The sequence below is a fragment of the Candidatus Poribacteria bacterium genome (assembly GCA_021162805.1).
Taxonomy (GTDB): Bacteria; Poribacteria; WGA-4E; order B28-G17; family B28-G17; genus JAGGXZ01.
In genome coordinates this window covers 1-15275 of record JAGGXZ010000087.1, presented here as the reverse complement: position 1 = coordinate 15275, position 15275 = coordinate 1, and the positions used below count along the sequence as shown (strand labels likewise).

The following is a 15275-nucleotide window of genomic DNA, read 5'->3' as shown; positions in this document are numbered from 1 at the left end:
GTCCATTGCTTGAGCAGGTGCAGGAGTTGATAGAGCAAACATGTCGCATGAACAAACGTCGTGCTCATCCGGCAACTTTTCAGATCTTACTTGCTCTTGGCGATTCTTAACTTGATGCGAATGGGGCGAAAGATTCTTCGCCCGTACTATCTACGGCCGAATGTCCGCCGTCCACTCTTTGTAGTCATTTAAATGACGGCGAAGCCAAATGACCTAATGACCACAAATGACCGTTGAGTGGCAGACAGCCGAGAGGCGGACAACAATTTTAGATGCTGCACTCAGCGATAACATGAGCAATTCTATTTGGCACCGCCTTGATCTGAGGCCTGACTTCGCTTATAATAAGCCTGGATCGGCGATATACTTCAGGAAGCCCCTCAGCAGTTGACCGAAAGCGTGTCAAAGAAGGAACGAGGAACTAGGAGCGAGGAACGAGGATTTTTATCTCCTCGTTCCTCCTCTGCACACAGGGCTTCTTAAGAACAGGTTAAGGTTTAGGTTGAGGTTAAGAAGAATCTCAACCTTAACCTTAGCCTTAACCTCTGTTGGTGGCCGAGGTAGACCACGCTATCCACGCAGTAGGGGAGGTTAAAATGGCAGGAGATGTTGTTTTCATCGCCTTCGATCTCGGCGCCGAAAGCGGCCGCGGGGTCGCTGGACTTTTCGACGGGAAGAGACTCAGGCTTGAGGAGATACATCGGTTTCCCAACGGCCCTGTCGAGGTGATGGGGAGCCTGTTCTGGGACGTGCTCAAGCTTTTCGAGGAGATCAAAGAGGCCTTGAGGATCTCCGCCCGAAAATTCGGAGATGTGCAGAGCATCGGCCTCGACACCTGGGGAGTGGACTTCGGGCTTCTGGGCAGAGGTGATGTGCTTTTGGGAAATCCCTACCACTACCGCGATAGACGCACGGATGGAATGATGGAGGAGGCTTTCAAGCGGGTTCCGCGTAGGGAGATATTCGAGAGAACAGGCATACAATTCATGCAGCTCAACACGCTATATCAGCTCCTGGCAATGGTCACTGAGGGATCGCCGATACTTGAGATGGCCGAGACACTGCTTATGATGCCAGACCTGTTCAACTTCTGGCTTACAGGCGTCAAGGTTTCGGAGTTCAGCATCGCCACCACAACCCAGTTCTATAACCCTATAACCCGATCATGGGCCACAGATCTGCTTGAACGAATGGGATTGCCCACCCATATCCTGCCGGAGATCGTCCCCTCAGGAACCGTCCTTGGGGGACTGCTATCGTATATCAGAGACGATGTCGGGCTGAAATCCACTCGCGTCATAGCCCCCACCTGTCACGACACCGCATCGGCTGTCGCCGCTGTTCCGGCGAGAGGCAAAGACTGGCTCTACATCAGCTCAGGAACATGGTCTCTTATGGGCGTGGAGATTGAAAAGCCGGTAATAAACGAGAGAAGTTTGGAGATGAACTTCACGAATGAGGGGGGATACGGCGGAACGATTAGATTCCTCAAGAACATCATGGGCTTATGGCTCGTCCAGGAAAGCCGCAGGACATGGGCCAAAGCGGGAGAGGACTACTCCTATCCGGAGCTAACGGAGATGGCTGCCGGAGCTCAGCCCTTCAAGGCCTTCGTCGATCCTGACCACAAGGTCTTCCTCCCTCCGGGAGATATGCCGACTCGGATAAGGGAGTTCTGCCTTAAAACCGGTCAGCCCGCTCCTCAGAGTAAGGGGGAGATCATACGATGCGCTCTTGAAAGCCTCGCCCTGAAATATAGGTGGACGATGGAATGTCTGGAGGAGCTATTGGATAGACAGTTCGAGGTCATCCATGTCGTCGGGGGTGGATCGAGAAATGAGCTGCTCTGCCAGTTCACGGCCGATGCAACCGGGAAGATGGTGCTTGCAGGTCCTTCCGAAGCTACGGCCATAGGCAACATCATGGTCCAAGCGCTGGCTCAGGGACATGTTACATCACACCAGGAAGCCAGAGAAGTGGTGAGGCGATCCTTCGAGTTGAGATGTTATGAGCCGGGCGAGAGGGCAGGCTGGGATGAAGCCTACGATAGATTTTTGAAGATCATCGAGATGGAGGTTGATCTGGATCTCTGACCGTTGTATCATAATGCGTAAATCCTTGATCGAGCGAGGAGGCCATCGATGTATAAGGCAGCGATCCTCGGCTGTAGGGGAAGATCTAAAGGACATATAAGGGCCTATGAGCGTGTGACGAAGGGAAAGGTCGTGGCGATCTGCGACCTTGTGGAGGACCTGCTCAACTCCTTCGGAGATGAATTCGGGATAGACAGACGCTACACCGATATCCACGAGATGCTTGACAAGGAAAAGCCGGACCTCCTGCACATCGTCACCCGTCCCGCTTTAAGGGTCGAGCTTTTGACTATAGCGGCCGAGCATGAGGTGCCGGCCGTAATAGTCGAAAAGCCCATAGCCATCGACGGCGAGGATTACCTCGCCATCTGCGAGCTTAACAAGAGGAGTTCCACCAAATTCATCGTCAATCATCAGCTTCACTTTCATCCAAAGCGACTCGAGCTTCAAAGGGACGTGGATGAGGGGAAGATAGGGGAGATAAGACTCCTGGAGGTGAGCGCCCGGCTGAATCTTTTAGGCCAGGGCACACACATACTGGAGCTCATGTTCAGCTTCAACGGACATGTCCCGGCTACATCCGTCTTCGGACAGGTATCGGGGGATAAGGGGCTCTACACGACCCATCCCGCGCCCGATATGGCCGAGGCGGTTATAACGTTTGAAAACGGGACTAGAGGGGTGATCCTGTGCGGCAAAAACGCCCCTTCCGTCGGCGAAGGAGTGGCGGAGCACATGCACAAACGGATCTCAGTCTATGGTACCAGGGGGTTCATACAGTGGCAGATGAACTTCTGGGAGAGAAGCACTCCTAAGGGGTATGAGTGTGGTGAGAAAAGCTATGGCGCCGAAGATCTACTCGGACAGGCCGGATTAACCGAAGCGGCTTTCGAATGGATCGAGGATGAAAGCCGTCCTCATCCCACCCGACTTGAGCTCGCCCTTCAACAGTTCAACGTGATCCTCGGACTCTATGCCAGCGCTCTGGATAGAAAACCGATCGAACTGCCATATAAACCGGATGGGAATTTCCTGGAGAGGTTGAGAGAAAGGTTGAAAACCTGAGGGCGGTGGAGAAAGGAGATCGGAAACCGGAGGCCGGAAAAGCATGACAAGGGGACAAGGAGAAGGAGAGACAAGGAGATGTTTTCCTCTTGTCCCCTTGTCGTATCTTTCATCCCCAGAAGTGATAGATAGGCACGTTGAGGATTATCCCGAAGATGTTCCATATACTTCCCATCGTGAACTCGCCCAGGATGAGACCTAAGAAGAAAGGCGTGGCTTTTCTGTGCACCTTCAATCCACCGTATTTGAGTATAATCCATTTGACCAGCCAGCTTATGAACAGACAGCTCCAGACCATGTTCATTCCCCAGCTGGTCGTTATGGCGAATCCTGCCGGATGGAAGGGCCACCAGAAGAACCTCATTCTCATCCCCATAAGCAGGAGCGTCATTGCGAAACCTATGACCATGGCGATGGTGGCTGGAACGTTTGTGCCGGATGGGAAGTTCAGCCATCTAGCGAGCCTATCATACGGTTCCCTTCCGAAGGCCGTAAGGGCGGGCCATGGTGCCTTTATCTCCATACCGATCCTGAAACCTCTATCGAGCTGCGCCCAGAAAGCGGAGATCGCTCCCAAAACGGCGGCGAGCATCATCGCGAAGGCTAATCTCCTGCTTCCCAGTCCGGTTCTCTCGGCGAGCTTGAATCCCTCAAGCTGATGCGGCATCGGGTGGCTTCTATAAGCCCTGGTTATGAACCAGAACATGGAGAACATGGTCAGGTTCCCTTTCCCCAGGCGTCTTGTCCCGAGAGATCTCACCAATATCATATCCGGGCCGGAATAGTGTAGATCATGCACTGGAGTTCCCAACTCAGCTCTCATCCTGGTCACGGCGAGAGATATGGCGAAATAGAAGATAAAGAACAGAACCGCCACCCAAACGCTCATACCTCCTCTATAGCAGAAGAATACGATAAAGGAGAAGCCCAATATAGCTCCTAGGACGGCGGTTCTATAGCTCATCGGTTCCTCCGAATCATCGATCTCCCCCACGCCGAAGGCCTTCCTCAAAGCCCTTATGATGTGTTTCCTGCTTATCCACAGGGCTATGAGCGCCAGGGCGATATACCCGCCGGATGCCTGCTCGTTCATCAGCGGAAATCCCGGAAGCCTCAGCCCTATCGCCGCCCCGATTATCCTCAAGGCCTTCCAGTACCAGAAGAAGAACCAGCATGAAAACGATAGATCCAACGGGATAAAAAAGCCAAGCCCAATGGCGAAGGGATAGAAGGAGATCGGCAACCCGCCCATGGCGTTCCAGGGTTTCTCCGTGAAGAGATAGCCGTAGTTTTTCACCCTTGTTCTTATGGCGGGGATCCCCGGATACATGGTGTGTAGCTGATTTAACGTATCCAGGATGGCTGCGATGGCGAAACCTATCCACAGCAAATGGTTTCTGAAAAGTCTGAAATCGCCCCTGGTCATCTCCAGAGGCAGTTGTATTATCGGGTAGGAGAGCCTTTCTCGCTCCGTCCATTGTTTTCTCAGGATGACGTTTATGCACAACATCACGAAGACTAAGACGGTTACAAAGGTCGTCCACCATAGGATCGGCACTCCCCAGTTTTTAAGCTGATATAGGGTATAAAGCTCCCCGCCTCTGTAATATCCCTTCAGCGCAGCCTTATCGCTCACCGTAAGCCATCTAGGCAGGTAATTCCAGAAGAGATCCTTCCATTCGTTTTCGGGTGTGGCGAACCAGAAAGCATGCCCAAGCATCGGGAGGAGTATCTCCAGCATGTCATGTCCGGCGACGCCTGAGGCGATGGAGAGCATCGTGTAGATCGTTATGAGCTCGCCCTGTTTCAGGGTAAGCCTCGGTGAGAGTTTCCTGAGGAAAAGGTTAAAACCCAGGAGAACTGAGATCACGAAGATGACGTTGAAGAAGAGAGAGATCGTGACCGGATGTCCCGAGTATCTTATGACCTCCATCTCGATCACCCAATAGCTGTTTATGGGGATGAGAATGGAGGCTATGAGGATCGCCCTAAATGAGACCCTCTCGGCGCTCAGCGATTGAACCTGTTTGTTCGGCACCGTGTACCCTCTTCAAACTTAGAACGTCCTAAACCAGCTCCGACTTACCCCCGCCGAAAACGGCGGCACATGAGATGCCGCCCTACAAAATCGTTACCATGATCGTGAGCCATCCCAAATATGGTCATGAAATATAATCATCTGGATAATTTTAGCGTCGTTTCAAACCTCCGTCAAGCATAACAGCTAGTTCCGGAGAGAGATTCCCTCTCCATATCGGTATCCATTCTGAGTTCCCTTTCTGCATCCACCACATCCCTCTTGATCCTATCGATACATCCGTTTATTCTGGGATAAAGGGTGGGATGTTCCCTAAGGACACGACGCATTTGACGCAGCAGATCTATGGCATTCCTGAACGCCCTGACGATATCCCCCTCCGCAAGCGAGGTGTAGTTGCGAAGGTCTTGAAACTTACACCCCTGGCTCCATGCCAGCATGGCGGCAGAAAAGCTGTCGTCAAGCTGAGGGGTGAGATCCGCGATGTTATGTTTTAACTCACACTGCCTTATAAATTCCACCTCGCTTTTCGCTTTCGATAACATCCTCTTTATCTCTTTATCTCTTAGCTTAGCGAACCACTCATCCTTCTTCGACTCAAAGACTATGGCCATAATCAGCACGTTGATCTGGTCCTCGCTCAGCCTTTCAAAATGTCCGCCGAAGAAGAGCTGGGTAACTTGCATCTCGTAGCCATATATCTGCGACGCGAACCGCCCGCGCGGCAGAAGCCCCTCTTCATCTATATATCCCAGATCCCACAGCACATCCAACCTTCTAGCGATCCGTTCCTTTAATCCCCTCTCGGCCTCCTTTTTCCGATCCCGTATCATCTTGCGTTGAGCCTCGACCTCGGCGACCGCTTTATAGAGTGGGAGACAGCTTTTTCTATAGGGACATTTATTGCACGGCAGTGCCCGTCTCTTCCTCTCGAGTTTGCCTATCTGGACCTTCATCCTGCCGAATTCGCCTCTCCTGATCCTCCTCGGTCCGAAACGACGTCTCGCCTCTCTTAGTTTCTCGCGCATGGAGCCTATCTCATCCTGCAGCTCGACATATCTTCTTAGAACCTTCATCGGATCGACGCCCTCGCGGATACAAACGGGGCGCTTTAGCTCTCTCGCCCTCCGATTGAGCCTTCGTAGCTCCTTCTCAAGTCGTTCGACCAGCTCCAAGGCCTGAAAATTGCCGAGGCTCAGATCACATACGTCGTAGATGTTTCCCTTATACTTATCGTAGAGGTTCAGGATACTGGCGTAGGAGAGATTGAACTGACTTTCTATCGGCTCGACCGGTCCTGCGACGATGCGCTCTACTTCGTCTGGATCGGCGAAATACGGATCGACCTGGGCGTAGACATAGCCGACGGGATCTATCCCCCTTCTGCCGGCTCGACCCGCCATCTGGTGATATTCTCTGGTCTTGAGATATCTGAACTCCACCCCATCATACTTCTCCAGTCCCTCAAAGGCCACAGTTCTGGCGGGCATGTTTATCCCGACAGCGAACGTCTCGGTGGTAAACAGCAGCTTGATCAGCCCGGACGTGAAGAGCCTTTCGATAACCTCCTTGAAGGTGGGCAATATGCCCGCGTGATGATATGCCACGCCTTTCGAGAGCATCCTTTTGAACCGTTCGTATCCGGGCTCCTCCATCAGATTAAACTGCGTGCACAACCTCTCGTATAGATCTATCATCTCCTGCCGTTCATGCTCGTTGAGGAAATCGCGTTTTGAGTACCATCTGGCGTATTCCTCGCAGCGGCTTCGGCTGAAACAGAAGAAGAGGCAGGGAAGCCTGTCGTTCGATTTCATATACTCCACCAATCCGTCATAGGGCTCGATTCCGAACCCCTTCAGCACGTCCGCGTCGATATACCGTGCGTCGTCCACGCCGTTCTCCTTCATGTATCTCCTCAGCGATTTGAAGGCCTCTAGGTCACCTATGCCGGCGTTTCGGATGTAGAGTTTATGTTCCAGAGGCACAGGTCTGCTCTCCTCATTTATGACCACTATGGGGTGACGTCTGATGGATCGCATCCATCTGGCGAATTGATCGAGGTTCGGCATGGTGGCGCTGAGACAGACGAACTTGATGTGTTGCGGGGCGAATATAATACTTTCCTCCCATACGGTTCCACGCTGGATGTCGTTGATGTAGTGTATCTCGTCGAAGATCACATAATCGATGTCATCCAGCCGTGAGATATCCTCAAAGATCGTATTTCGGAATATCTCCGTGGTCATGATTAGGGCCGGCGCGTCGGGATTGAGCACAACATCGCCGGTCATGATCCCGATCATATCGCCGTAATCGGCGTAGAAGTCCCTGTATTTCTGATTGCTTAATGCCTTTATGGGGGCCGTGTATATGATCTTGCGCTCCTGTTCCAGGCATTTCTCCACGGCATACTCCGCTATCAGAGTCTTGCCTGCTCCCGTGGGTGCGGCAACTATGACGGATTTATCCTCCTCTATCGCCCTAATTGCCCTCTCTTGAAATGGATCTAGGATGTATCCTTTATAGAGCATTCTCATCCCATCTTCTCAAAGTTCTCGTGGCTATTGTATCAGATGCGTCCCGTTCGGTCAAGGAGGAATCACGAGGAAAGAGCCGATTTGATGGCCTCAAGTAGCTCGGCTGGGCTATATGGTTTTTGTAGGAAGTGGAAATCCTCGCTCATAGCGATTTTACATCGCGACTCCCCATCTGAATATCCGCTGCTCAACAAGATCTTCAGGTCTGACTTGCGGCTTCGGAGTTCATCCGCCAATTGTTGTCCGGTTCCGTCAGGAAGTATGACATCACTGAAGAGAAGATGAAAGTCCCCTCCCTCACCGGAAAAAAGTTCCATAGCTTCCCTCACGTTTCGGGCTTCGAAGGGGCGATATCCGTTATCACGAAGGACATTTACGGCGAACTCCCGCACCGCATCTGAATCTTCCACAATAAGAATCCTTTCGCCACCGCCTTGGAGGATTTCAAGCGGGGTTACCTTCTCCTCCCCAGCCTTCGCTTCCTTTTCCGAAAGCAGAGCGGGGAGATATATTTTAAACGTTGATCCTTTCCCGGGTTCACTATAGACGTTTATCCATCCGCCGTGCTGTTTGATGATTCCGTAGACGACCGATAGACCGAGCCCCGTGCCTTTACCCCTCTCCTTTGTAGTGAAGAACGGCTCGAAGATCCGATGAACCATTTCCTCGTCGATTCCGATGCCGGTATCCTCGACCAGCAGGTAAACGAAATCCCCGGGACGGGCTTCAGCATGCAGTTTACAATATTCCTCATTCACGCGGATGTTTCCGGTTTTGATCATTATCTTGCCTCCCTGAGGCATGGCATCTCTGGCATTCAGGACCAGATTCATGATTACCTGCTCGATCTGTCCTTTATCGGCTTTTATCAGCTTTAACTCTGAATCGAGGAGGGTGGTCAATTCGATATCCTCGCCGATTAGCCGTCCAAGCATCTCTTTCATGTCTGAGATTACCAGATTGAGATTTAGCACCTCCATTTTGAGCGTTTGTCTACGGCTGAAAGCGAGAAGTTGGGCTGTAAGCGAAGCAGCTCGCTCCGCCGTGTCTCTGATCACCTTGGCGTAGCGAAAGAGCCGGTTGTCCGATGACAGATGGCTGCATAGGATATTAGCATAACCGATGATCGGTGTGAGCATGTTGTTGAAATCGTGAGCGATGCCACCTGCTAATCTGCCGATCGCCTCCATTTTCTGGGCGTGAAGTAACTGGCTCTGCAGCCTTTCCTTCTCCTCCTCAGCTCGTTTTCGCTCGTTGATCTCCGCTTCGAGTCGGGCCACATGTTGGGCGTTGGCGATGGCCAAGCCTATCGTTTTGCCGATCGCTAAGAGAGTTCTCCGTTCATCCTCGCTCAGGGTATATTTCCCCTTGAAAACCAAGCTTATGGCCCCTATCGCTCTATCCTGATAGAGCAGTGGCACAGACACAACGCTGGTGAAACCCTCTTTTAAAAGCTCCTCCCTGACCTTCAGCTCTACCCTTTGATCGTTTGATAAATCCTCACAGCTTATGATCTTTTTCTGCCTTATGACAAGGCCATTTAGGCTCCTTTCCACCGGTAGCTCGCTGCCCGCGTGCAGTATCCTTTCGCTGAAACCCCTGGCATATAGAAGCTTGAGACTTGAAGAACCTTCGCTATAAAGGAAAAGCCCCACTGAAGGCGAATGCATGTAACGCATCATAGCATTAACGGCATTCTTCGCCACTGAGAGAAGATCAAGTGATTCATGAACGGCATCGGATACCATCTGTATGGCCCTCAACGACATACGCTCAGTTTCCAACCCCGTCTGGGTCTCCTCACGCCGGGTGGCCATACGCGGGGAAAGCTTTTCTGTTCTATCCGATCCCTCCTCCGCCAAATCTATCTCACCTCCTGACTTTTACAACCTTTCTCGCCCAGGGAGAGATTTTGAGCTTCTCTCCCTGGAAGTATACAATGGGATCATGAGGCTTCTTTCACCTTCTTCAGAGTCTGCTCTATTTTCTCCCTGATGATTTCAGGGGTAAACGGTTTCGCGATATAGTTGTTGACACCTGCCGCGATAGCTTGAATTATCTCCATCTTAGATGTATTGGTGGTGATCATTATTATCGGTATCCCGCTGAACCGTTTATCCTTCCTCACCGATTTGACGAAGTCTATCCCCGTCATCCTGGGCATGTTCCAATCCGTCAGGATCAATCCTATGTTTCCGTCATGCGCCAGGACCTCTAGGGCCTCCATCCCATCCTGGGCCTCTACCACCTCTTCATACCCGATTTTCAGAAGCAGATTCCTGATTATCCTTCGCATGGTCAGAGAATCATCCACCACCAAAACCTTCATTTCCCCACCTCCTTACACTTTTTCGAAGGATACCTGCATGAAAAAAGGACCTAGATCTGAATTAAAGGGGATCTGCAGCCATATCGAGCCGGTCGGATATCTGATCTCGAAGTTACGTCCCCTCACAACTGTGGGCAAACTGAGCTTTATCAGGCCTAGCTCGTCGGAGAGGTGGGTTTTCGCGCTGCCTGCGACTATGTTGACCATCTCCGCCACGGCATCTATGACAACCTCATCTATCTTGAATATCTTTTCCGTATCCAGGAATCGCCTCGCTATCATCAAAGCCGTCTTCGCCGGAAATGATAACACGACCGTTCCCCTGACCTTTCCCGTCAGGCCTATAATCGCTGAGATATCATACTTTGCGAAGGCCTGATCTATTTCGGGGTGTTCGATCTCCAGGGCTGAGTTCGCCACCTTCAATTTGCCCCGTTCAACGCTACATCCCAACATCGTCTCACAGAAATTCTCAAGGGCAGCGATGAACGGGTTGATATATTCGGCCTTCATAACTCACCTCCTCTTGTTTTCCCTGACAAGCACTTCGAAGATCCTGCGGGCGATATCACCTAGCGGTAATACCTCATCGACTGCGCCCAGCTTTATGGCCTCCCTAGGCATACCGAACACGACACAACTCTGCTCATCTTGAGCTATTGTATATGCGCCGTTCTCATGCATTGCAAGTAGTCCCCTTGCCCCATCGGCTCCCATCCCCGTTAACAACACCCCGATGGCATTTCTCCCTGCGTTTAGCGCCACGGATTGGAACAACACATCCACGCTGGGTTTCTGGTAATGAACGGGCGGCCCATCCTTTATCCGAACGATATAGCGGGCGCCACTTCGCTTCAGAACCATATGCTTGCCGCCTGGCGCTATCAGGGCTACACCCGGTATTACACTATCCTGGTCCTTAGCCTCTCGAACTTCCACCCGACATATTCGGTTAAGCCTTTGGGCGAAGCTGGCCGTGAAATACTCCGGCATGTGCTGAACGATCACCGTTCCAGGAGCTGAAGGAGGAAAATCCCTCAATACCACCTCGATCGCTTTCGTTCCCCCCGTTGAGGCTCCTATGGCTATTATCTTATGTGTGGTCTGAATCTCCCGGGGTAGATCTATGCTTCGTGCGAGTCTTGACGTCTCCGATGGAATTTGCCTCGGTAACTTCGCTGAAGCGGCGGCGCGAATGGCGTGAACCAATCTGGAGATGGCAGGGACGGAGTATACTGAACTCGGCTTCGCCACAACATCAACCGCACCCAACTCGAGCGCCTTCAATGCCGTCTCGCTGTTTTCAGGTGCGAGTGAGCTTACGATCACCACCGGAATAGGGTGATATTTCATCAGCTTCGCCAGAAATGAGAGGCCATCCATCCTGGGCATCTCGATGTCTAAGGTGACGACATCCGGCTTCAATTTGACTATTTTATCGCGAGCTACATAAGGATCGATGGCGGTGCCGACCACCTGGATATCCTCATATTTTGAAAGCTCACCGCTCAATATCTTTCGGACTACAGCCGAATCGTCTACGATTAAAACCCGGATCATGATCTCTTCCCCCCACGATCACTCTCATCTTTGTATAAAGCTATCTCGGCTCTCCCACCTTCCATTCCTATCTTCACCTCCACAACGGGATCGCCCTGAGGGTTGAAATTAGAGCGTTTACGGGGATCAATTAGAACCGGAGTATCAAGATAGAATATCTCCTTTGCCCCAGCTATGGCAGGCAGAACGTTTCCACAGATGACGTTCGCTATCTCTCGCAGGGCATCCAGTTGTTTTTCCACCGGTGGTGGATGTTCTTCGCCGAGCATATTAGCAGCGAGAATCGGAAGCAGATCCCCACAAACGCGCACTACCAGTTTCCCGCTGAACGGGCCGTGGAATCCCACCACAGCGATGGCTCGTTCGGGAGCCTTGGATTGGCGGTCATCGAGCTCCTCGCTTGGCAACATGAAGGCAAGGTCCTCAAAAATCCGAATCGCCGATTTGTAAAGCGTTCTCTCCATCTCCCCCATCTATCCCTCCTATGACGTTAATGATGGCCTGTCTGAGGCTTTCCGGAGTAAACGGCTTGTGTATGAAACCATCACATTTTTTCTGAAGCATCTCCACTCGCGTTTCGCTGCTTTCGGTGGAGATAACGATAATCGGTAGATCGGCGATTTCGGGCTTCCGGCGTATTCTATCTATCATCTCCTCACCGTTCATCACGGGCATGTTTATATCGACCAGGATAAGGTCAACCCACGTCCTATCCAAAATCTGTAATCCCTCTTTCCCATTAGCGGCCTGATATATTCTGCCTAACGGCAGGCCGCTGAGGATCAGAGTCCTACTGATGATAGATCTCATTACCGAGCTGTCATCCACTACGAGGACGTTAAGAGGCATGTTCACACCTCAACGTCTATAGGATCTTTGATATACCGTTGGCTTTCACTATGACCCTACCGGTTCCTATTTCAAGGGCCATGGTTCTAGATAGGTTTCCTCCCACGTCATAGGAGCTCAACAATATACCGTTTTTCCATAACAGTTTTCTCAGCATTATGAAATTTCTCCTACCGATCTGGAAATAATCTTCCCCTTCAGTTTTTGAGTGAGCTCCTCCCGCCACCTTGACCTGTAACCTTTCCTTTCTGGCGCCGGCTTTGTAGCATTCGATAAACAGCCTCGGCACACCGGTATCCACGAACATAAACGGATTTTCAGCCGCTTTCGCCGAATCGATGGTGGAGAGGGGCAGCATAACATGTAACAGTCCCCCTATGCGGGCCACGGGATCATATATAGCGATTCCCAGACAACTTCCAAGCGCATAGGTTATAAGCACGTCATCCTCCCTATCTGATATCTTCATATCCGCGACTCCCACGATGATTTTCAATATCAGCACCTCGTGAGATTACTTTCTATAGATAGCCGGCTGAATGTATTGAAACCGATGTTCTAAAGGGGCTAAGCTCTCCGAATGACCTACAAAGAGATATCCTCCCGGCTTCAGTAACTCCCAGAATCGGTGGATTAACCTCTCCCGTGTGGGGTTATCGAAATAGATCATAACGTTACGACAGAAGATCAGATCAAAAGGCCCTTTCATCGGCCATCCGCTCATTAGATTCAATCGGGCGAATTGAACCATCGACCTGACATCATCGTTAACCCTATAGATTTCAGATGATCCGTCCTTAATGCGCGTGAAATACCTGTTGAGGATTTGAGATGGAACACCTTCTAACTTCGACGAATCATATTTCGCCTCACGTGCTATGGCTAGCATCCTGGCTGAGATATCGGTAGCGAGTATTTTGATGTCCCATCTACTGATATCGGATATGCTTTCTCTAAGCGTAATAGCGATGGAAAAGGGCTCCTCACCGGAGGAACATCCTGCGCTCCAGATCCGTATCCTTCTTATATCTTTCAGCTCCGGCAGAATACTCCGGCGGAGGAATTCAAAGTGTTTCGGCTCGCGGAAGAAGCTCGTTTTGTTTGTGGTCAATACGTCAACCATAGCGGCCAGCTCACGGCGTGAGCTATCACGTTTGAGATATTCCATGTAATCTGAGAAATTCTTCATGCCTAACGTCTTCATCCTCTTCATGAGACGGGTTTTGACTAAATCCTTTTTATCGTGCAGCTGAATACCGGCCATCCGATATAGAAGCGATTTGATCTCCCTGAAATGGGCTTCACTTAAGCTGAGATCAACTGCCGATTCCACCATTTGATCAGCTCCCCCTTTCTTTCAGATCAGAGGTGAAATCCGGGGTCAGAGGCCATCCATTGCCCCGTCGCCCCGGCCCCGGAGGTTTTAGGGGGTGAGACATCTAGAAGTTTCTCAGGACCTCCATGTCCTCCTCCTCAAGCGGGATGACCTCCTGCGGATTTACCGCGGAGTCAACCTCTTTGCCTTCCTTCCCATTGCCAGGCGAGGCCGTATCCGCCTTTTTATGCAGTTGAAGTTTAACCGTGTGTTTGGTATATCTGGGAGCGGCCGCTGTCGAGGCGATCGCCAGTTCGCCTTTTCCATCTTCGCTCAGCTTGAAGTTGGCGACCATACCTTTCAGCTCTTCCGCCTGGCTTGATAGCTCCTCAGCGGCGCTGGCGGACTCCTCTGAGCTGGCGGCGTTCTGCTGTACGGCCTGATTTATCTGATTTACCGCCGTCTCTATCTGAGAGATCCCCTGTCTTTGCTCCTCTGACGATGCCGCGATCTCATCCATCACCTGGCTCACCTTTTCCACGTTTTGGTTCATCTCGTCGAAGATCTTCACGACCTTCTGATTGGCCTCGACGCCGGCATCGGCGTTATTAGCGGCCTCCTCTATCAACCTTGCGGTCTCTTTGGCGGCTTCAGCGCTTCGCATGGCGAGGTTTCTCACTTCCTCCGCCACGACGGCAAATCCCTTGCCTGCTTCTCCAGCCCGTGCCGCCTCAACGGCGGCGTTCAGGGCCAACAGATTGGTCTGGAACGCGATCTCGTCTATCGTTTTGATGATCTTTGATGTCTCATCTGCCGAGGACTTGATCCTCTCGATCGCCTGTGAAAGCTCTCTCATGCTTTCAACCCCATCCGCGATGCTGGCTCGAGCGGAATCCGTCATGCTTTTACCCTCTTTGGCACTATCAGCGTTCTGAGTTGCCATGGAAACCAGTTCCTGTAGGCTACTGGAGACTTCCTCAACAGCACTTGCCTGTTCGGTGGTGCTCTGTGACAGCGCCTGGCTTCCGGAACTGACTTGTTCTGCAGCAGCAGCTACCTGTTCCGCGGCGGCTGCGACTTGGCGTACGAACTCCTCCAGATTATCCATCGCCGTGTTGAGAGAATTTTTGAGCCTGGCGTGATCTCCCTTATACTCTCCTTCCATTCGTGCAGTCAGATCAAACGCCGCCAGCTTATCGATGACGGTGATGGCCTCGTTGATCGGTTCCAATATGGCATCCAGCATATCGTTGATGCCCTGGAAGAGCCTCTTGAAACCCTCCGTGGAGGCCTTCTCGGGATCTGCACGCTCACCTAGCTGTCCAGCTTCCGCTGCAGCGCTCAGCCGGTTGATCTCCTCCATGGCGATCTCCTGGTCCGTGCGATCGAGTATCACCTCTATCCCACCTATCGGCTTGCCCTTATCGTCGAAGATTGCTCCGCTGCTGAATATTATAGGGATTTTCCTTCCGTCTCGTGTCTGGGCTTC

13 protein-coding genes are annotated in these 15275 nt (G+C 51.6%); 2 read left to right on the top strand and 11 right to left on the bottom strand.

Features of this window, described 5'->3' with window-relative positions:
* The first annotated feature begins 596 nt into the window (after window positions 1–596).
* A complete protein-coding gene (locus tag J7M22_07070) occupies window positions 597–2093 on the top strand; it encodes a rhamnulokinase (GenBank protein ID MCD6506373.1) in 1497 nt (498 codons plus the stop codon).
* A 48-nt stretch (window positions 2094–2141) separates the two neighbouring features.
* On the top strand, window positions 2142–3158 hold the full coding sequence (locus tag J7M22_07065; GenBank protein ID MCD6506372.1) for a Gfo/Idh/MocA family oxidoreductase: 1017 nt from the start codon (window positions 2142–2144) through the stop codon (window positions 3156–3158).
* 109 nt (window positions 3159–3267) lie between these two features.
* On the opposite strand, the gene J7M22_07060 is transcribed toward J7M22_07065, so the two are convergent.
* The 11 genes from J7M22_07060 to J7M22_07010 form a co-directional block, all read right to left on the bottom strand.
* Window positions 3268–5196 carry a hypothetical protein gene (locus tag J7M22_07060; GenBank protein MCD6506371.1) on the bottom strand — a complete coding sequence of 643 codons (1929 nt, stop codon included), beginning with the start codon at window positions 5194–5196 and terminating at the stop codon, window positions 3268–3270.
* A 173-nt stretch (window positions 5197–5369) separates the two neighbouring features.
* Window positions 5370–7733 (bottom strand): DEAD/DEAH box helicase, encoded by a 2364-nt coding sequence (locus J7M22_07055; protein ID MCD6506370.1) that lies wholly within the window; start codon window positions 7731–7733, stop codon window positions 5370–5372.
* 62 nt (window positions 7734–7795) lie between these two features.
* Window positions 7796–9595: a response regulator gene (locus J7M22_07050; GenBank protein MCD6506369.1), complete on the bottom strand. Its 1800-nt coding sequence runs from the start codon at window positions 9593–9595 to the stop codon at window positions 7796–7798.
* Between the two features lie 83 nt (window positions 9596–9678).
* Complete coding sequence (locus J7M22_07045; GenBank protein MCD6506368.1) at window positions 9679–10062, bottom strand: response regulator; 384 nt, start codon at window positions 10060–10062, stop codon at window positions 9679–9681.
* A gap of 12 nt (window positions 10063–10074) precedes the next feature.
* The gene (locus J7M22_07040; protein MCD6506367.1) at window positions 10075–10575 is read right to left on the bottom strand and encodes a chemotaxis protein CheX; all 501 of its coding nucleotides are present in this window, start codon (window positions 10573–10575) and stop codon (window positions 10075–10077) included.
* 3 nt (window positions 10576–10578) lie between these two features.
* Window positions 10579–11622 carry a chemotaxis response regulator protein-glutamate methylesterase gene (locus J7M22_07035; protein MCD6506366.1) on the bottom strand — a complete coding sequence of 348 codons (1044 nt, stop codon included), beginning with the start codon at window positions 11620–11622 and terminating at the stop codon, window positions 10579–10581.
* Complete coding sequence (locus J7M22_07030) at window positions 11619–12095, bottom strand: chemotaxis protein CheX (protein ID MCD6506365.1); 477 nt, start codon at window positions 12093–12095, stop codon at window positions 11619–11621. The genes J7M22_07035 and J7M22_07030 overlap by 4 nt, the downstream gene beginning before the upstream one ends.
* Window positions 12046–12471 carry a response regulator gene (locus J7M22_07025; protein MCD6506364.1) on the bottom strand — a complete coding sequence of 142 codons (426 nt, stop codon included), beginning with the start codon at window positions 12469–12471 and terminating at the stop codon, window positions 12046–12048. Before J7M22_07025 ends, J7M22_07030 begins: the two co-directional genes overlap by 50 nt.
* 16 nt (window positions 12472–12487) lie before the next feature.
* Entirely contained in the window at window positions 12488–12967 is a 480-nt protein-coding gene (locus J7M22_07020) for a chemotaxis protein CheD (protein ID MCD6506363.1), read from the bottom strand.
* 18 nt (window positions 12968–12985) lie between these two features.
* Complete coding sequence (locus J7M22_07015; protein ID MCD6506362.1) at window positions 12986–13807, bottom strand: protein-glutamate O-methyltransferase; 822 nt, start codon at window positions 13805–13807, stop codon at window positions 12986–12988.
* 103 nt (window positions 13808–13910) lie between these two features.
* Window positions 13911–15275: methyl-accepting chemotaxis protein (locus J7M22_07010; GenBank protein ID MCD6506361.1), on the bottom strand; the 1365-nt coding region annotated here is incomplete at its 5' end.

What these genes read in the sequence shown, in the direction of transcription:
- J7M22_07035 (MCD6506366.1), bottom strand. Translation starts at nt 11,622, where the DNA reads ATGATCCGGGTTTTAATCGTAGACGATTCGGCTGTAGTCCGAAAGATA.
- J7M22_07025 (MCD6506364.1), bottom strand. Translation starts at nt 12,471, where the DNA reads ATGCCTCTTAACGTCCTCGTAGTGGATGACAGCTCGGTAATGAGATCT.
- J7M22_07055 (MCD6506370.1), bottom strand. Translation starts at nt 7,733, where the DNA reads ATGAGAATGCTCTATAAAGGATACATCCTAGATCCATTTCAAGAGAGG.
- J7M22_07065 (MCD6506372.1), top strand. Translation starts at nt 2,142, where the DNA reads ATGTATAAGGCAGCGATCCTCGGCTGTAGGGGAAGATCTAAAGGACAT.
- J7M22_07045 (MCD6506368.1), bottom strand. Translation starts at nt 10,062, where the DNA reads ATGAAGGTTTTGGTGGTGGATGATTCTCTGACCATGCGAAGGATAATC.
- J7M22_07015 (MCD6506362.1), bottom strand. Translation starts at nt 13,807, where the DNA reads ATGGTGGAATCGGCAGTTGATCTCAGCTTAAGTGAAGCCCATTTCAGG.
- J7M22_07030 (MCD6506365.1), bottom strand. Translation starts at nt 12,095, where the DNA reads ATGGGGGAGATGGAGAGAACGCTTTACAAATCGGCGATTCGGATTTTT.
- J7M22_07070 (MCD6506373.1), top strand. Translation starts at nt 597, where the DNA reads ATGGCAGGAGATGTTGTTTTCATCGCCTTCGATCTCGGCGCCGAAAGC.
- J7M22_07040 (MCD6506367.1), bottom strand. Translation starts at nt 10,575, where the DNA reads ATGAAGGCCGAATATATCAACCCGTTCATCGCTGCCCTTGAGAATTTC.